The organism is Sphingomonas cavernae (assembly GCF_003590775.1).
Taxonomy (GTDB): Bacteria; Pseudomonadota; Alphaproteobacteria; order Sphingomonadales; family Sphingomonadaceae; genus Sphingobium_A; species Sphingobium_A cavernae.
The window spans coordinates 733204-751231 of sequence record NZ_QYUM01000003.1 but is presented as its reverse complement, the minus strand read 5'-3'; the positions used below and the strand labels follow the sequence as shown (position 1 = coordinate 751231).

18 protein-coding genes are annotated in these 18028 nt (G+C 64.3%); 4 read left to right on the top strand and 14 right to left on the bottom strand.

All coding sequences use genetic code 11. From position 1 onward, the window contains the following. Window positions 1-43 precede the first annotated feature (43 nt). From D3876_RS11250 to D3876_RS11240, 3 genes are read right to left on the bottom strand one after another with little or no spacing between them, the layout of a single operon-like run. Window positions 44-1186, bottom strand: coding sequence for a sensor histidine kinase (locus D3876_RS11250; RefSeq protein ID WP_119762221.1), 1143 nt, complete (start codon window positions 1184-1186; stop codon window positions 44-46). Between the two features lie 50 nt (window positions 1187-1236). Then, window positions 1237-2373 (bottom strand): NAD(P) transhydrogenase subunit alpha, encoded by a 1137-nt coding sequence (locus D3876_RS11245; RefSeq protein WP_119762219.1) that lies wholly within the window; start codon window positions 2371-2373, stop codon window positions 1237-1239. Window positions 2374-2381: 8 nt separating this feature from the next. Then, window positions 2382-2507, bottom strand: a complete 126-nt coding sequence (locus D3876_RS11240) for an aa3-type cytochrome c oxidase subunit IV (RefSeq protein WP_119763747.1) — start codon at window positions 2505-2507, stop codon at window positions 2382-2384. A 184-nt stretch (window positions 2508-2691) separates the two neighbouring features. On the opposite strand from D3876_RS11240, the gene D3876_RS11235 reads away from it, so the two are divergent. After that, window positions 2692-4128 carry a sigma-54-dependent transcriptional regulator gene (locus tag D3876_RS11235; protein WP_119762217.1) on the top strand — a complete coding sequence of 479 codons (1437 nt, stop codon included), beginning with the start codon at window positions 2692-2694 and terminating at the stop codon, window positions 4126-4128. Here the strand turns inward: D3876_RS11235 and D3876_RS11230 are convergent, their stop codons facing one another. The 7 genes from D3876_RS11230 to glmM form a co-directional block, all read right to left on the bottom strand. After that, window positions 4129-4719, bottom strand: coding sequence for a hypothetical protein (locus D3876_RS11230; protein ID WP_147417648.1), 591 nt, complete (start codon window positions 4717-4719; stop codon window positions 4129-4131). Between the two features lie 103 nt (window positions 4720-4822). Then, a complete protein-coding gene (gene folP, locus D3876_RS11225) occupies window positions 4823-5899 on the bottom strand; it encodes a dihydropteroate synthase (protein WP_119763745.1) in 1077 nt (358 codons plus the stop codon). Between the two features lie 47 nt (window positions 5900-5946). Further along, the gene (locus D3876_RS11220) at window positions 5947-7074 is read right to left on the bottom strand and encodes a site-specific DNA-methyltransferase (RefSeq protein WP_119762214.1); all 1128 of its coding nucleotides are present in this window, start codon (window positions 7072-7074) and stop codon (window positions 5947-5949) included. Between the two features lie 210 nt (window positions 7075-7284). Beyond that, on the bottom strand, window positions 7285-7839 hold the full coding sequence (locus D3876_RS11215; protein ID WP_119763743.1) for a ribonuclease HII: 555 nt from the start codon (window positions 7837-7839) through the stop codon (window positions 7285-7287). Then, entirely contained in the window at window positions 7836-8996 is a 1161-nt protein-coding gene (gene thiD, locus D3876_RS11210; RefSeq protein ID WP_238475333.1) for a bifunctional hydroxymethylpyrimidine kinase/phosphomethylpyrimidine kinase, read from the bottom strand. Before thiD ends, D3876_RS11215 begins: the two co-directional genes overlap by 4 nt. Continuing rightward, complete coding sequence (locus tag D3876_RS11205; RefSeq protein WP_119762212.1) at window positions 8993-9220, bottom strand: DUF1272 domain-containing protein; 228 nt, start codon at window positions 9218-9220, stop codon at window positions 8993-8995. The genes thiD and D3876_RS11205 overlap by 4 nt, the downstream gene beginning before the upstream one ends. Further along, complete coding sequence (gene glmM / locus D3876_RS11200) at window positions 9220-10557, bottom strand: phosphoglucosamine mutase (protein WP_119762210.1); 1338 nt, start codon at window positions 10555-10557, stop codon at window positions 9220-9222. Before glmM ends, D3876_RS11205 begins: the two co-directional genes overlap by 1 nt. A gap of 116 nt (window positions 10558-10673) precedes the next feature. Between glmM and D3876_RS11195 the strand changes: the two genes are divergently transcribed. Next, window positions 10674-11666 carry an aldo/keto reductase gene (locus tag D3876_RS11195; RefSeq protein ID WP_119762208.1) on the top strand — a complete coding sequence of 331 codons (993 nt, stop codon included), beginning with the start codon at window positions 10674-10676 and terminating at the stop codon, window positions 11664-11666. On the opposite strand, the gene D3876_RS11190 is transcribed toward D3876_RS11195, so the two are convergent. From D3876_RS11190 to D3876_RS11175, 4 genes are all read right to left on the bottom strand, one after another. After that, window positions 11667-12332: an NnrU family protein gene (locus D3876_RS11190; protein WP_119762206.1), complete on the bottom strand. Its 666-nt coding sequence runs from the start codon at window positions 12330-12332 to the stop codon at window positions 11667-11669. It lies immediately after the preceding gene. Between the two features lie 5 nt (window positions 12333-12337). Next, window positions 12338-13618 (bottom strand): amidohydrolase family protein, encoded by a 1281-nt coding sequence (locus D3876_RS11185; RefSeq protein ID WP_420801957.1) that lies wholly within the window; start codon window positions 13616-13618, stop codon window positions 12338-12340. A gap of 101 nt (window positions 13619-13719) precedes the next feature. Continuing rightward, a complete protein-coding gene (locus tag D3876_RS11180; RefSeq protein WP_119762202.1) occupies window positions 13720-15114 on the bottom strand; it encodes an amidohydrolase in 1395 nt (464 codons plus the stop codon). Continuing rightward, window positions 15101-16879, bottom strand: coding sequence for a peptide MFS transporter (locus D3876_RS11175; protein ID WP_119762200.1), 1779 nt, complete (start codon window positions 16877-16879; stop codon window positions 15101-15103). Before D3876_RS11175 ends, D3876_RS11180 begins: the two co-directional genes overlap by 14 nt. Before the next feature lie 129 nt (window positions 16880-17008). Here D3876_RS11175 and D3876_RS11170 point away from each other — a divergent pair, with 129 nt between their 5' ends. Both D3876_RS11170 and D3876_RS11165 read left to right on the top strand, forming a co-directional pair. Then, window positions 17009-17590, top strand: a complete 582-nt coding sequence (locus D3876_RS11170) for a nitroreductase family protein (RefSeq protein ID WP_119762198.1) — start codon at window positions 17009-17011, stop codon at window positions 17588-17590. Between the two features lie 48 nt (window positions 17591-17638). Next, entirely contained in the window at window positions 17639-17995 is a 357-nt protein-coding gene (locus tag D3876_RS11165) for a GntR family transcriptional regulator (RefSeq protein ID WP_119762196.1), read from the top strand. Window positions 17996-18028 lie beyond the last annotated feature (33 nt).

The window sequence follows — 18028 nt, the reverse complement described above, 5'->3', positions numbered from 1 at the left end:
CGACGCCGCCCGATTGCGCGCGCCGAATGATTGAACGCAACGCCTATTGCTGCATCGCCATGTCCCCTCGTCCGGCGGTTTTGCAGTCCTGCGCCGGTGCCAGCGCGTTGAAAGGGATCCGGATCGTCGCGCGAAAGCCGCGGTCGAGCCTTTGGGTTTCAAGCGTGCCACGATCACCGAACAGCATCTGCAGCCGTGCCCGGGTGTTGTTGAGGCCAATACCATGACCCGGGGAAACGCCGGTCAATGCCTGTGTCGCCAGTGTCTGCTGCGACTCGTTTTCGACCGTCAGCACAAGCTCGCGCGCGTCGCGCCGCGCTTTGACGCAAAGCGAAACCGGGCCGGGTACGGGCTCCACACCATATTTGAGCGCATTTTCAACCAACGGCTGAAGAATGAAATTGGGAACGGCCGCGTCCATCACCTCGTCGGCTGCATCGATTGCGACGTGAAGCCGGCTGCCAAAGCGCGTGGCTTCGACGTGGATATAGGAATCGATCGTTTTCAGCTCGTCGCTCAGTCGTATTTCATCGCCGTCGATATCCATCACGCCTCGCAGGAAATCGGCGAGCCGTTCGACCATGCGATTTGCCTCTGCGTGCTGGCTGTCGAGGATCAGGCTCGATACGGTATTGAGCGAATTGCACATGAAATGGGGATTGAGCTGCATGCGCAGCAGGCTGAGCTGTGCTTGCAGCGTTGCCACCTGCGATCGCGCGAGTTCGGTCTCTTTCACCCGGATCCGGCGGGATGCCGCCGAAATCCAAAGCAAACCCATGTTGCAGGCGCTCAACGCCCAATAGATGACGGTCGTTACCATCATCGCCTGCGGCGTGCTTTCGGGCATCCGATGGTCGGCGAACGACAGGTGGAGCAGATACTGGCCGCCATAGTCGCCCAGCATCTGCAGCACGGCCGTCGTCGTCAGACCGGCAAATATCACGGGTACGGCAAGCCATAATGGCCGCGACGACACCAGATGCACGACACCGTAGAGGATCGGCGCGAAACACAGCGCCGTGACGAAGCCGGTGAACAGCGACAGTGCTTCCGGCAGGCTTTGGACCTGGCCTGTCAGCAGCGCTGCCAGGGAGACGACCGAAAGAACCGCGATCCACAGCACGACCGTGAGCAGCGCCGCCTCGCGTCGCGTAGGCGGCGCCAGGTTCAGTCTGTGATCAAGCATCGGTGTTCATCGCTGCACCATTTCCTTTGGTTCCGGGCGATGCCGGACGGTCAGGACGCCATATCCAGAAGCCGGGCGTTCACGACCTTCCCGCCTTGGGTCAGCCGGATCGCCTGCGTGATCTCGTCATCATCGGGCAGCACCGGACGGCCCGCATCCTTGTCCCAGAAGGCGCTGAGGAAGTTGAACAGGTTGCGCGAGAACAGCGCCGACGTATCGGCCGCAAGCCGGCTCGGCACATTCTTGTGCCCCACGATCTTCACGCCATGCTTCTCGACGATCTGTCCCGCGACCGCGCCCTCGACATTGCCGCCCTGCTCGACCGCGAGGTCGACGATCACCGATCCGGGCTTCATTGTCTTAAGTTGCGCGTCGCTGATCAGCCGCGGTGCCGTGCGCCCCGGGATCAGCGCGGTGGTGATCACGATGTCCTGTTTGGCGATGTGCGACGACACCAGCTCGGCCTGCGCCGCCTTGTATTCGTCAGACATCTCGGTGGCATAGCCGCCCGTGCCTTCGCCCTCGATGCCCTTGACGCTCTCGACGAAGATCGCCTTGGCGCCAAGGCTCTCGATCTGCTCCCTGGTCGCCGCGCGGACGTCGGTCGCCGACACCTGCGCACCAAGGCGTCGTGCGGTCGCGATCGCCTGAAGGCCCGCCACGCCCACGCCCATGATGAACACGCGCGCGGCCGAAACCGTGCCCGCCGCGGTCATCATCATCGGGAAGGCCCTGCCATATTCGGCCGCGGCATCGAGCACCGCCTTGTAACCTGCAAGGTTGGACTGCGACGACAATATGTCCATCGACTGCGCGCGCGTGATGCGCGGCATGAACTCCATCGCCAGCGCCTCGACGCCCAGCTTGGCATATTCGTCGACACGTGCGCGCTCGCCGAACGGATTGAGCCCCGCGACGATCCACGCGCCGGGCTTCACGCCTTTGATGCTCGCGGGGTCAGGTCCCTGCACGCCGAGGACGATGTCGGCATCCTTGAGCACTGCAGCGCGCGTGCCCAACGTCGCGCCGGCTTCCTCATATGCGCTATCCGCGATCGTGGCGCCTGTTCCCGCGCCTTTCTCGACCGCCAGCTCGGCGCCAAGGCCGATGAATTTCTTGACCGTTTCGGGCGTTGCCGAAACGCGGCGCTCACCTTCGGCGCCCTCCCCCAGCACCGCAATCTTCATGCGGGCGATCAGTTCGCGATCACGAAGATGACGATGGCGGCGAGAATGATGCTCGCGGCGGTGCCAACCTTCAACAGCGTCAGAAACCCGTGATAGGTCTGATCGTGCATCTGCATGTCGCCCTTGTCGGCCATTATATTCCCCTGAAGCTGTCCAGTCGTCGCCTTTGCGAACGCCGCCATGCCTTAGACAGCAATTTCCCTGTCCTCAACCCCGCATATGGCGGGGGCGCAGCGCAGTTTTCCTTGGGGCCGCCTTAAGCCTGTATTTACCCAGAACGGTCTAGATCGTCCCCTAACGGGACAGGACGCTACGGTAATGACACCCCAAGGCACCAGATTGCTTATGCTTATCGACGACGAGCCCGCGCAGCGTCGGCTGGTATCGGCGATCGCGGGACGCGCGGGCTGGCGCACCGTCTTCGCGGGCGATTCGGAAACCGCCATAGCGATGCTTGGCACGCAGGACGGGATGATGCTCGACGCGATCGTCCTCGATCACTGGGCGCCCGGCGCCGATCAGGGCACGCTCATCGCCGAGATTCGCAAACGTCGGCCCGCGCTTCCCATATTGATGCTCACCTCCGTCACGTCGGTCTCGACCGCGGTCGACGCGATGCGCGCGGGCGCAACCGATTTCCTCGTCAAGCCGATCGCGCCCGACCGGCTGCTCGCCGCGCTCGACGCTGCGGTCAGCACGCGCAGCGGGACGGGCGAACTCCGTCCCCTGACCGAAAAGATCAACCAGGTGCTCGGCTTTGGTGAGATCGTCGGCTCCGCCCCCGATTTCCGCGCAGCGCTCGCCATCGCCGCCAAGGCGGCACGCGCGCGCGTGCCCGTACTGGTCGAGGGTGAAAGCGGCGTCGGCAAGGAACTCGTTGCGGAAGCGATACATGCCGCATCTCCGCGCGCAAAACGCCGGATGGTCGCAGTCAACTGCGGCGCGATTCCTACAAATCTGGTCGAATCCGAACTCTTCGGTCACGAAAAAGGCTCATTTACTGGTGCGTTCGATCGCCATATCGGCAAGTTTCAGGACGCCGATGGCGGCACCCTTTTCCTCGACGAAGTCGGTGAGCTTCCGCTCGACGCGCAGGTCAAGCTGTTGCGCGTCCTGCAATCAGGAGAGGTCCAGCCGATCGGCAGCCGTTCGGTACGCGAGGTCGACGTCCGCGTCATTGCCGCAACCAACAAGCGCCTGATCGACGAGGTCAATGCCGGCCGATTCCGCGAGGATCTCTATTACCGCCTCAACGTCGTCCAGGTGACGATCCCGCCTCTGCGCGAACGACCCGGCGACATCCCCGCGCTCGCGCGCCACATGCTCGCACGCATCGCTCAGCAGCCCGGACTTCACAGCCTGGGTATCACCGACGAAGCGCTGTCGCTGCTCATCGGCTATGACTGGCCGGGTAACGTCCGCCAGCTCCAGAACGCGCTCTTCCGCGCCGCTGTGCTGTGCGAGGGCGATGCGCTCACCCGTTCCGATTTTCCGCAGATCGCCGAATATGCCGCCAACCCACAGCCACGAACGCAGCAAACCCACGGGCACAGCGCCGTCACCGACGGCCCGGGCGTCACGCTCTACCGCGCCGACGGCAATCTTCGCCCGCTCGAGGAGATCGAGGCCGACGTCATCCGCCTAGCCATCGGCCATTATCGCGGCCGCATGACCGAGGTCGCCCGTCGCCTCGGCATCGGCCGCTCGACGCTCTACCGCAAGCTCGGCGAACTCGGTATCGGCGACGCCGCCTGATCAACGGTCCTTGTCCGCACGGACGAAATCGATCCGCGTCGTTTCAGGGACACCCTTCGCTACATAGGTTTCGGTCCACGTCATCGAATCCGGATGGCCGAACTCTATGACGACGCCGTGCTGATGCGCATCTGCCGGGTCGCGCAAGTTGGTCGCGTCGCGAAAATCGAACGCGAACCGGGTGGGCTCGCTAATCGGGGTCAATGCCATGCGCGGTTGATTGCCGAGCGGACAATAATGTGTCGCGATCAGCGCATCGCCATCCATGTGAAAGACGGTCATGGACTGTCGCCCGGAGGCCGTGGTCCAATCCTCGACCAGTACGCTGCCGGCCGCGATCAGCCTGAACGTGACGTCGGGGCCGCGTCCATTTGACGCTTGCCCCTTCCAATTGCCCACCAATGCCTTCAGGCGATCAAAGGCAGCTTGCCCAGAAGCCGCGTCCGCATATGCAGGCCCTGGCGCCAGCGTCAAAATCAGTGCCATTCCAAGCCCCGAACGCAACCGCATCCTCTTACTCCTTGCCCCATCGATGGCCATCATGGCACATCGTTGCGCATGGGCAACAGCGTTCGGTTCGACACCGATCATGGCGGATGCGATGGATCTCGAACCAGTGCCGCCGTCACGCTGGCCTCGCTTTCATCGGCGGCATCGGCGCAAGCTTCGCCGCGCCCATGATGCACGTCGGCGCCTAGAGTATCCCGCGCGGCATCATCGCCGCATCGCGCAGGCCGCGCCACACGCGGATCGCCTGCACCGTCTCGGCAACATCGTGGACGCGCAGGATCTGCGCGCCCAGCTCCGCCCCGCGCACCGCCAGCATCACCGATCCCGCCAGTCGCTTGTCCGCCGGTGCCTCGCCCGACAACGCGCCGATCATCCGCTTGCGGCTGACGCCAAGCATGATCGGGCAACCAAGCCCATGGAGCAGCGCCAGCCCGTTCACGAGCTGCAGATTCTCCTGAAGCGATTTGCCGAAACCGATACCGGGATCGACGATGATCTTCTCGCGCGCGACGCCGCCTGCGACAACCGCCGCGATCCGCGCTTCGAGCCAGTCATAGACGTCGAGCAGCACGTCGCCATAGCGATGCTCGCCATGCCCGCCGCTTTTGGGATCGGGCGAATGCATCAGCACGACGGGGCAGCCCGCCTTTGCCACCACCTCGAGCGCGCGCTCGTCATAGAGCAACGCGGCGACATCGTTGACGATATGCGCGCCGGCGGCCAGCGCGGCCTCCATCACCGCTGCCTTGCGCGTATCGATCGAGATTGCGGTTCCGCTCGCGGCCATGCGCTCGATCACGGGCACCACGCGCGCCACCTCGTCGCCTTCCCAGACCGGTTGCGAGCCCGGCCGCGTCGATTCTCCGCCAAGGTCGATCAGCGCCGCTCCCTCGGCGGCCATCGCCACACCCGCGGCTGCCGCGCTCGCCGGATCATCGTGATAAGCGCCGCCGTCCGAAAAGCTGTCGGGGGTGACGTTGAGGATGCCCGCAACGTGTGGCTGATCAAAGCGCAACACACGCTCGCCGAGCTGGAGTGGCGCGCGTGCGCCTTCGATTCGCTGGCGGAGCGCGCCAATCGCGCCGGCCTGTCCATCGGGCAAGGCGGCGATCGCCTCGTCTAGCCGCTCGACCGCGATCACATCCGCGAAGACGCGGCGTCCGTCCGCAATCGCGATCAGTTCATAGCCCGCGAACCAGTTGAGCCCGCCGGCGAGCCGCGCCACGCGCCCGTCCAGCCCCACCGGGCTGTCGACTGGCATGACCGGGCGCAGGTATAGCTTCGCGTCGCGGCCGATCGCGGCGAAGCTCACGGCTCGGTGGCCAGAATGTAATTCTGCCTGAGTGCGTCGATCGGCTTGAGTCCGTCCGCATCCTCAAAGTGCCAGAAGGTCCAGCCGTTGCAAGAAGGCGCGCCCTGAAGCGTCGCACCAAGCTTGTGGATCGAACCGGTCGCGCCTTCGGCCTCCAGCGAACCATCGGCCCGAACCGTCGCGCGCCAGCGGCGCTTGCTGTCCATCAACAGCGCGCCCGGCTTCAGCATCCCCGTCTCGATCAGCGCGCCGAAGGGCACCTTGGGCTGCGCCTTGGGCGACTGCATCGTGACGACCGCGGATTCGTCGAGCGGCAAGGCCGCCTCGATCCGCTCCTGCGCCGCTTCGATGTAATTCGCCTCACGTTCGATACCGATCCAGTGGCGCTTGAGCCGCCGCGCGACCGCCCCGGTCGTGCCCGTGCCGAAGAACGGGTCGAGCACGACATCGCCCGGCTTGGTGCAGGCGAGCATGATCCGGTAGAGCAGCGCTTCGGGCTTCTGTGTCGGATGCACCTTCACGCCGCCGCGCTTCAGCCGCTCCTGGCCGCCGCAGATCGGGAACAGCCAGTCGGACCGCATCTGGAGCTCGTCATTGAGCGTCTTCATCGCGCGATAGTTGAAGGTGTAGCGCGCCTTCTCGCTCTTCGACGCCCAGATCAGGGTCTCGTGGGCGTTGGTGAAGCGCGTGCCCTTGAAATTGGGCATGGGGTTGGACTTGCGCCAGACTATGTCGTTGAGGATCCAGTAGCCCTCGTCCTGGATCGCGGCGCCGACGCGGAAGATGTTGTGGTAGCTGCCGATCACCCAGATCGTGCCGTTGTCCTTGAGGATACGGCGCGCTTCCTTCAGCCATGCTTTGGTAAACTTGTCATAGGCCGCGAAGCTGTCGAACTTGTCCCAGTCGTCATCGACGGCGTCGACCTGACTGCCATCGGGACGCAGGAGATCGCCGCCAAGCTGCAGATTGTACGGCGGATCGGCAAAGATCATGTCGATCGACTTGTCAGGGAGCGAGGCCATCGCCGCGACGCAGTCGTCCATGAGGATCCGATCGAGCGGCAGCCGCACGCCGCTATCGGCTACAGCCTTTTTCCGCGTCGAAACCCGTTCCATCACACCCATTTGCATGCCCCTGTTGCTTGAGCGCGGAGCCTTGAGTCCTGACGCCGGGGGCGTCAAGCGAACTATAGTTAACAAAATTTCTCAAGAACGCGTTAACCATGGGAGAACGAAAAGAGTCCCCACGACATATTGAGTCTTGTGTGAAAAGCATGACTCAACCGCTTGTGGTGTGGCCAAAAAGACTCAAGCGCGGTGCAAAGCGAAAAAAGTTCAGACGAGGCGCGCCTGAGCCACAGGCGCGAAGGATCTGCGGTGCAGTGGTGATGGCCCGAGCCGATTCAGCGCATCGAGGTGCGCCGCCGAGCCATAGCCCTTGTTGGACGACCAGCCATAGCCGGGATGCGCGGCGTCGGCTTCGATCATCATCCGGTCGCGAACCACCTTGGCCACGATCGAGGCTGCAGAGATACAGGGTTCGAGCGCATCGCCACCAACGATCGCGCGCGAGCGATAGCGCCAGCGCGGACAGCGATTGCCGTCGACCAGGATTTCTGCGGGCTCGCCGCCCAGCGCCTCCACCGCGCGGGTCATCGCGAGCATCGTTGCCCACAAAATATTGAGCTCGTCGATTTCCTCGACGCTGGCGATGCCGACGCCGACCGTGCAGCGCTCGGTGATTGTGGCGTACAGCGTCTCGCGCCGGGGCGCCGTCAGCTTCTTGCTGTCGTCGACCCCCGCAATGCCGCCTGGGCACAGCACCACCGCCGCTGCAACCACCGGTCCCGCGAGCGGACCGCGCCCTGCCTCGTCAACGCCGGCGATCATGCTGCGCGCCATGGCGGATAACGCCGCATCTCACCCGCGCGATAAAGGCAGATTACGTTGCCGAACGGATCGCGCAGCCGCGCCTCACGCCACATCCACGGCTGGTCGGTCGGGCCGTGATCGAAGCGAATACCGAGGCGGTTAAGCCGCGCGGCCTCGGCGTCGACATCATTGCATTCGAAATAGACCGTCGCCCCGCCCGGCACCTGGCCGGCATCGCGGTGGATCGAGAAGGTGACGCCGCCGGGCGCTTCGAACCGCGCATAATCCGATGGACTGTCGACGATCAGCCTGAGCCCGAGTGCCCGGTAGAATTCGACCGACGCCGCATAATCCTCAAACCCGACCGTAATCTGGTTGAGCCGCATCTCGCCGCCAACGTCCAGCCTGACATCCCCCTGCCCCATGGGGCCGTGGCCCGCGCCGATGCCCGGCGCATCGCGCATCGCGATCCGGACGAAGCGCCGCGCGCGATTCACCGCATCGGGGAGCGGACGGCCCTGCGCCAAAAACAGCGCGATCGCGCTGGCGAGCGTGCAGCCGGTACCGTGATTGTCACGCGACTCGATCCGGTCGTCCTGCCAGCTCGTCATATTGTCTTCTTCGATCAGCGCATCGACGATCGCCTGGCCCTCGTCATGCCCGCCCTTGATCAGCACCGCACAGCCATGCGCGGAAACGAGGCTGAGCGCGGCGGCGACCGGATCGTCACCCTGCGCCAGCGTGGCCAGCTCGGGCAGATTGGGCGTCACCACCGTCGCGATATCCATCAGCCTGCCAAAGGCGGCGATGGTTTCGGCATCGGCAAGCGCCGCACCGCTGGTCGCGACCATCACGGGATCGAACACGATCGGCACCTCGCGGCTCGCGGGCAGGAAGTCGGCCACGGCATTGGCCGTCGCTGCCGATCCGATCATGCCGATCTTCACGGCGTCGACGCCGATATCGTCCACCACCGCCTTCATTTGCGCCAGCACCATCTCGGTTGGCACGGGATGGACGCCCGTGACCCCCAGCGTGTTCTGCGCGGTGATCGCGGTGATCGCGGTCATCGCATGGCCGCCGAGCATGGTCACCGTCTTGATGTCGGCCTGAATCCCGGCGCCGCCACCCGAATCCGAACCTGCGATGATCAGGACGCGCGCGATGTCGCTCACGGCTTGAACTTGCGAATGGTCGATGCCGGATATTTTTCGAGTAGGTGTTCTGCCCGGGTCGGGCGCGGCAGCAGTTCGCCTCCGCAATTGGGGCAGTTCCCGGCAAGCGGATCACGCGCGCAATCCGTGCAGAACGTGCACTCAAACGAACAAATCGTCGCGTTGACCGCCAAAGGCGGCAAGTCGGCGCCGCAGCGCTCGCAATCAGGACGCATCTCAAGCACTACGCCGCCTCCGCCACTGCCTCGCAAATCCGATCGACCACGGTTTCCACCTGCTGCGCGTTATCGCCTTCGGCCATCACGCGGATCAGCGGCTCGGTGCCCGAGGGCCGGATCACAAGTCGCCCGCTGCCCTTCAGCTCGGCCTCGGCTTCGGCGATCACCGCCTTGACGCGCGCATCGTCGAGCGGTCGGCCGCCCGAAAAGCGGACATTCTTCAAAAGCTGTGGCACGGGGTCGAACAGGTGAAGCAGCTCGCTGGCGGGCCTGCCAGTCTCGACCATCGCGGCAAGGATCTGGAGCGCCGCCACGAGCCCGTCGCCCGTCGTCGCATAGTCGCCGAGGATGATGTGCCCCGATTGCTCGCCGCCCAGGTTGAAGCCCTTGGCGCGCATCGCCTCGAGCACATAGCGGTCGCCGACCTTGGTGCGCTCGAGCGACAGCCCCTGTCCGACGAGATAGCGCTCGAGCCCCAGATTGGACATCACCGTCGCGACGACGCCATCGCCGCGCAAAAGTCCCTTCTTCGCCAGCATCGTGCCGATCAGCGCCATCAACTGGTCGCCGTCGACGATCGCACCCTGCTCGTCGACCACGATCAGCCGGTCCGCGTCGCCATCCAGCGCAATACCGATATGCGCGCCCGACGCGACCACGGTTTCCTGCAGCGCCTGAGGCGCGGTCGATCCGCATGCGTCGTTGATGTTGATGCCGTTGGGCTCGACGCCGATCGCAATCGTCTCGGCACCCAGTTCCCAAAGTGCCGACGGGGCGACATTATATGCTGCGCCATTGGCGCAATCGACGACCACCTTGAGCCCGTCGAGCCGGAGATGATCGGGAAAGGTCGATTTGGCGAAGTGGATATAGCGCCCGCGCGCATCCTCCACGCGCCGCGCGCGGCCGATCTCCGCGCCCTGCGCCAGCCTGGGGCTGACCTCGATCATCGCCTCGATCGCGGCCTCGTCGGCATCGGACAGCTTGTAGCCGTCGGGCCCGAACAGCTTGATGCCGTTGTCAGCATAGGGATTATGGCTGGCCGAGATCATCACGCCCAGATCCGCGCGCATCGACTGTGTCAGCATCGCCACCGCGGGGGTTGGCATCGGTCCCACCATCACCACGTCCATGCCGACGCTCGTGAAGCCCGCCACCAGCGCCGATTCGACCATATAGCCCGAAACGCGCGTGTCCTTTCCGATCACGACGCGGTGCTTGTGATCGCCGCGCATGAAGTGGGCTCCCGCAGCCATACCCACTTTCATCGCGATTTCGGCGGTCATCGGCTCCTGGTTCGTCCGTCCCCTGATGCCATCCGTCCCGAAATATCTGCGCGTCATGCTGGCCTTGCCCCGAAATTTGCGTCATGCCCCTGACCGACAGGGTGCTAGCGCTGATAGCGCGATGCCAGCGCGGGGGCGAGGGTTTTGGATTCGCTTTTGAAGGAGACGGCCCCATGAAATACCGCAAACTCGGCGACGGCCTCGAAGTTTCGGCACTCGGCCTTGGCTGCATGCCGATGGCAGGGGTCGGCAACAACATGTACGGCGTCGCGACCGAGGCCGAATCCGTCGCGACCATCCACCGCGCGATTGATCTGGGAGTCACGTTTTTCGACACCGCCGAAGTCTACGGCCCGCATCTTAACGAAGCGTTGGTCGGCAAGGCGATCGAGGGGCGGCGCGATGGCCTGGTGATCGCAACGAAATTCGGCTTCCGCCTTAACGAAGACGGCATTCGTGGCCTCGATTCGTCGCCCGGCAATGTTCGCCGCGCCTGTGAAGGTTCGCTCAGGCGGCTGGGGATCGAGACGATCGATCTCTACTACCAGCACCGTGTCGACCCCGACGTTCCGATAGAAGACACCGTCGGCGCGATGGCCGAACTCGTGAAGGAGGGTAAGGTCCGCCATCTCGGCCTGTCGGAAGCGGGCGTCGAAACCATCCGCCGCGCCGCCACGGTCCATCCCATCGCAGCGCTGCAATCCGAATATTCACTATGGGAACGCGACGTCGAAGAGGAGATTCTCCCGCTTTGCCGCACGCTTGGGATGGGCTTCGTGCCTTATTCGCCGCTCGGCCGTGGTTTTCTGACGGGGCAGATCAAGGCGCGTACCGATCTTCCCGAAGGCGATTACCGCCTCAACGATCCGCGATATTCGGAGGAGAATTTTGACCAGAACCTGAAGATGGTCGACGCCGTGAAGGTGATTGCGGGGCGGCATAGCGTCAGCCCCGCACAGGTCGCGCTCGCCTGGCTGCTCGCGCAAGGGGATGATGTCGTGCCGATTCCGGGCTCCAAGCGCCGCGCAACGCTGGAAGACAGCATGGCCGCGATCGACGTCACGCTCGATCATGAGGACCTCGCCGCGCTCGACGCCGCCGCTCCGCGCGGGGGCACGAGCGGCCCACGTTATGGCGAGCGCATGATGGCGATGGTCAGGATCTAGCTAGCGCCAGATTCCGACGGCGGGCGCGCCCAATTGCGGGTGCGCCCATGTGGCGATCAGCCAGAGCGCGATACCGCCCGCGAATACGCCCCATCCCGGCCACATCGCGCGGGCCGAAGCGGGACCGGCAAAGGGGACGAAGGCGGTGCGCGAAACCCAGGCCTGCCAGCGCTCGCCCATGAGCTGCGCCTTTTTTGCGTCCTGCCCCGCCGATCCGCCCAGCGCGAGCACGATCATGGTCAAGGCGATGAGGATCGTCGAGGGCTGCGGCCATACCGCGATATGAACGACGCCCCAGATTGCGAACCCCCACATCATCGGGTGACGGGTGACCGCGAAAACGCCGCGAGGTTCGCGTGCCTTATCCAGTCGGGCTTCGGGCAGCGCAGGATTGCCGATGAGAGATCCGACGAACAGGATCGACGCCAACAGCATCAGGGCGCTACCGACCGACCACACCCATTGCGGCGCCATCCACAGCGGCGCCTCTACCGGCACCGCGCGCGCCGCCAGAATTATCCAGCCGAAAGTCGCGAGCGCAACGACAGAATAGAGTGCCAGAAATGGCTGCGCGCCGAGCCTTCGAACAAGGCCGGCGCGCAGCGGATGCGACAGCAGAAAATGGCTTCCCACGAACGCGACGCACGCCGCGATCAGCGAAGCCATCGCGCTCACCTTTCGTACGCCTTTGGCAACGCGCCGTCCGTGGCGGTGCGGTAGCGATCGCGCAGCTTGGTCTGGCGGTTCTCGAGCGGCTGCTCGACCCCGTCGATCCAGACGCGCGTCGGCGTGCTTGCAAGCTCCAGCGGATCGCCGTCCCAGATCACGACATCGGCGCGGCGCCCGGCACGCAACGATCCGATCTCGCCGCCCAAGCCAACGGCCTCGGCGGGACCCGAGGTGATCGCGGCGAAGGCCTGACCCCAGTCGAGCCCGGCAGCGCCCGGCACCTTCTGCAGCGCAACCAGATTGCCTGCATATTGGGTCGCACGCTTGGCCATGCGCGCCTCATCGTCATTGATCGTTCCGATCGACACCTTGACGCCCGCTGCCTTCATCCGGCCGATATTGGACTGCGTCGCTGCCAAAGTTTCGAAACTGTCGGGCAGGTCGTTGAGCGCGGACGCGATCACCGGAACGCCCGAGCTCGCGATCTGCCCGGCGACCGTCCAGCCCTCGCTGGCGCCGACGAGGACCAGCTTCAGCGCGGGAAACTCGCGCCGCAGATCAATCACGTTCAATATGTCGACGCCGCGCTCTACATGAACGAGCAACGGCACGCGCCCCTCGACCACGGGCACCAGTGCTTCGGCGTCGGCCGTCGGAAGGAACGCGTCCTTGCTGTCGCCGTCATATCCCGCCGGATTGCGCGCATAGCGCTGCGCGCTCTTGAGCGCGTTGCGGAACTGCAGGAAGGCGGCAGGCCGGCTTCCGCCCGCTCCAGCCGCCCCGGTTTCCCCGAACTCGACGAACTGGAAGGCGCGCGCCCTGGTCACCGCGTCCATGTCGGCACCAAGGTCGATGAGCGCGCCCTGCCCCGCAAACATCGTTGCCGCCGATCCGGGCGACACGATTGCACGCGTTACGCCAGCCGCGCGGTTGATAGCGATGGGCGTAGCGCGGGGGTTGATGGCGGGTGCGATGTCGATCGCAGCCGACCAGGGCGTATTTCTTGCCGACGCATCGTTGGTGGGCGCCACGCCATCGACTTCGACGATGCCGAGGCGCGAAAAGCCCGCCACAATGCCGGGGGTGACCCATTTTCCGGTAGCGTCGACGACTTGCGCGCCGGCAGGCACTGCAACGCCGGAGCCCGCGCCAACGACGCGTCCATCGCGAACCACCACGGTGCCGCCCTCGATCGGCGCGGACCCATCGCCAAGCGCGACGGTGCCACCGGTGATCGCGACCGTTTGGGCGGCGGCGGGGGTCGTAAAGAGAGCGGCCAGCAACAATGCCGTTCGTGTCGAGCGAAGTCGAGACACGCCCGCGCTATGCCAAACCTCCCTCGACTTCGCTCGGGACGAACGGATTTGAGCATCCGGAGAACGCTTCATTTCGGATCTCCTTCGCCCGGCTGGCCCAGTTCGAAGTCGCTCACCGGCCTTCGCTTTGGATCATTGGCATCATAAAGCAGCGCACCGTCGATCCACACCTTTTCGGGGCGCGTGTAGACGCTGAAGGGATTGCCGTTCCACAGCACGACATCCGCCATCTTGCCGGGCTTGAGGCTGCCCGTGCGGTCGGCGATGCCCATCGCCCTGGCCGGATTGTAGCTCAGCCAGGTCCATGCAATCTCATCACTGACATTGATGCCGATCCGCCGGCCATCGGCGAGCGCCTTGGCGGCTTCCTGATTCAGACGCTGGATGCCGTTGGCGTCGTCCGAATGCACGATCGCGCAGGCGCCGGCATTGTGGACGAGCGGGATGTTCTCGTTGACCGCGTCATAAGATTCCATCTTGAACCCGTACCAATCGGCCCACATCGCAGCGCAAATGTCGTTTTCGCGCAGAAGGTCCGCGATCTTGTAGCCCTCCACGGCGTGCTGGAAGCTCGCGACCTTGTAGCCGAACTCCTTGGCCATATCGATGACGATCGCCATTTCGTCGGCGCGGTAGCAATGGTTGTGGACGTTGATCTTGCCCTCGAGCACGTCGGCGAGCGTATCCATCGCCATGTCGCGCGCCTGTTCCTTGCCCGCGGCACGCTTGTTCTTGTATTCGGTCGCCTTGGCCCAGGTCTGGCGGTTGACCGCGATATTGCCCATGCGCGTGGAGGGCTGCTGGTTGCGGCCGCCATAGACGCGCTTGGGGTTTTCGCCGCACGCCATCTTCAGGCCGTAAGGCGCGTCGGGGAACTTCATCCCCTGCATCGTGCGCGCAGGCACGTTCTTGAGCGTGACTGTCCGGCCGCCGAACAGGTTGGCGGAGCCGGGCAAGATCTGCAGCGTGGTGATGCCGCCATTGGCCAGCGCGCGGCTGAAACCCGGATCCTGTGGCCAGACGCTATGCTCGGCCCAGACCTGTGCGGTGACGGGGCTCGTCGCCTCGTTGCCGTCCGAATGCGCCTGTACGCCCGGCGACGCATAGTCGCCGAGATGGCTGTGGATGTCGATGATGCCGGGCGTCACCCATTTGCCGGTGCCGTCGATCACGGTCGCGCCTTCGGGGATAGCGGTGTCGGCTCCGCCGATCGCGGTCACCTTGCCCTCCGAGAAGAAAACGACGCCATTCTCGATGCGCGCGCCCTCTCCGTCGAACACGGTCGCGCCGCGGATCACCGTTGGCGCGCCCGGATAGGGCCTATAGGTCGAGGGGTAGGGATTTTCCTTGGGCGGCGGTGCCTTTTCGGCCGAAGCCGATTTGGGCGCTGCCCCCCCCTTCGCGCAGGCGGCGAGCGAAAGCCCCACCGCCAACGCAATCACGTTACGCTTACACAACGCCATGCATCCACCTTTTGAGAAGCGGGGAAATCACGAAAAGGAAAATGCCGATCCCGATCGCCCACAGGCCGATGGTCTGGAACACGTCGATATAGGTGTCGAGCGCCAGCTTGGGATTGGTCACCTCGCCGCCCACGGTCTCGACGCTGGCGAACTGGGTGATCATGCCGCCGACATAATTGGCCATCGAGGTCGCGAGGAACCAGACGCCCATCATCATGCCCACGATCCGCGCGATCGACAGCTTGGTGATCATCGAGAGGCCGACGGGAGAGAGACAGAGCTCGCCGATCGAGTGGACGAGATAGAGCAGCATCAACCAGATGATGCCAACACGGAACTGGCTGTCCGCAAAGCTCGCGCCGAACACGACGATCAGGAAGCCGAGCCCCACAAGGACGAGCGCGATCGCGAACTTAACCGGGATCGAGGGCTCGACATTACGCCTGGCGAGCCGGACCCAGAGCCCCGCGAAGAAGGGCGCCATCATCACGATGAAGATCGGGTTGAACGCCTGCACCGAGCCCGCGGGCATGATGATGCCGAAGCCCAAATTGCGATCGGTCGAGCGTTCGGCAAACAGCGTCAGCGCCGAACCTGCAAGCTCGAACAGCGTCCAGAAGACGACCGACATCACGACCAGCACGATCGCCACGACCATCTTCTCGAATTCCTCCCGCGTACCCACGCGAGCCGCCCAGATCGGAATGCCGATCACCGCGACGACAAACAGCCCAAACAGGATCTTGCCGAGCAGCGGCAGCGCCGCGAGATAGCCGAGAATGCCGGTACCTTCGCTTGCGGCGGCGTGCGCTGCCTGTGCCGAGAGCATCGCGTTGTTCAGCAGGAACCAGGCGACAGGGATTGCGAGCAGGACGCCCAGATAGACATAGAACCGCGACTTTTCGCCGACATCGGCCGGCGGCTCGCCATAGCCCTTCAGACGTCCGCCATCGAACTGGAACAGGCTCCACGCAACCGCCATGCCGATCGCCACGAGGCCGAAGCCCGCCCACCAGCCAAACCATTGCGCGAAGATCGGCGCCAGAATCTGACTACCGATCGAGCCCAGGTTGATACCCATGTAGAAAATAGTGAAGCCAGCATCGCGCCTACGGTCGCCCGGCGCGTAGAGCGTGCCGACGATCGTCGAGATATTGGGCTTGAAGAAACCGTTGCCCACCACGACGAGCGACAGCGAGAACAGCATCACCGAGATCCAGAAAGGATCACGTTCGGCATCAGCCTTGAATTCACCCTTGGCGATCGTCTGCGGCAGCACGCTGCCATCCGAACCCTGCAGCGTGACGCTGCCGTCCTCATTGCCCTTGATCGCATAGGCGCCCGCGGTCGTGACGACCGACTGGACCGATCTGCCGGTCTCATCCTTTGAAACCTGCACCTCGTAACTTTGCCCGGCATGGTTGAAGACGGGCTTGGCCTGTTCACCGCCGAAGCACAGCCCCAGATAGCCGAGGCACATGATGATCGCGCCGAGCTTGACCGAGCGCTTCGCGCCAAGCAGCCGGTCGGCGATCAGGCCGCCGAACAGCGGGGTCAGGTAGACGAGGCTGGTAAAGGCGCCATAGAGGCCGCCCGTCGTCGAGTCATCGAACAGGAACCATTGGGCGAGGTACAGCGCGAGCAGTGCGCGCATGCCGTAATAACCGAAACGCTCCCACATCTCGGTCGTGAACAGCCGCGCAAGCTGCGGCGGATGGCCGAACCAGGTTTTTTCGCCTGCCTCGGTGATTGGATTGCTAGCCATTGAGCGTGTTGCTCCCCGTGGAATTGATCTTGGCCGGTTCGCCCCGGCGCGATTGCGGGGCAGACTAGCGGCGAAATTGCTCGTGTGAAGAATATTGTTGCGCGGCTGTGACACTGATAGTGCGCACCCATGTACAACAACGGCAGCACGCCGCTCTCGCTCCTCGCCACCCGCCGTTCGGGCAAGCCGCGCGACATGGTCGCACCCGGGCCGGATGCGGCGCAATTGAATCAGGCGCTTACGATTGCTGCGCGCACGCCCGATCACGGCAAGCTTTCGCCATGGCGCTTCGTCATTGTCGACCCGGAGCAGCGCGACGCGCTTTCGGACATGATCGTTGCCGCCTATCGCGCCGAGCGCCCCGAAGCTGGCCGCCTGGAGATCAAAGCGATGGAGCAGTTCGCGCATCAGGCCCCGACGCTCGTGGTCGTGCTGTCGAGCCCCAGGGAGTCGAGCAAGATTCCCCTGTGGGAACAGCAGCTTTCGGCAGGCGCGGTGTGCATGAACCTGCTGCACGTCGTTCACGCCATGGGTTTTGTCGGCGGCTGGCTGACGGGCTGGCCCGCCTATAGCGATGCGGTGCGCGACGCCTTTGGCGCTGCGCCCGAACGAATCGCGGGCTTCGTCTTCATCGGATCGCCGTCGCGCGATCTTGATGAACGCCCCCGCCCCGATATGGACGCGATCGTCAGCACCTGGCGCAACAGTTGATGACAATCGTGCATTGGCATTTTTTCCGCCAATGTGTATTATGCCCCTATGACAGTGATAGGCGGTGAAGAAAGCCCGGTATATCTGAGGCTTCGCGGCATGATCTCGGCGATGATTCTTGACGGAACCTATGCCGAGGGTGATCAGCTTCCTTCGGTGCGCGTCTTTGCGAGCGAGCATGGCGCCAATCCGCTGACCGTCGCCAAGGCGTATCAGAGCCTGCAGGACAAGGGCTATGTCGCGGTCAAGCGCGGTATCGGCATGTTCGTCGCCAGCGGCGCGGTCGAACAGCTCCGCATCGACGAACGTGCGCAGTTCCTGACGCAGAGCTGGCCCAGGATTCGCGAGCACATCGCACGGCTCGGGATCGAGCCCGCCGAGCTGCTCGACCCTATCGACGCGTAGAAGCTTCTGCCCGGACCGAGGCGCTCAGGCTGA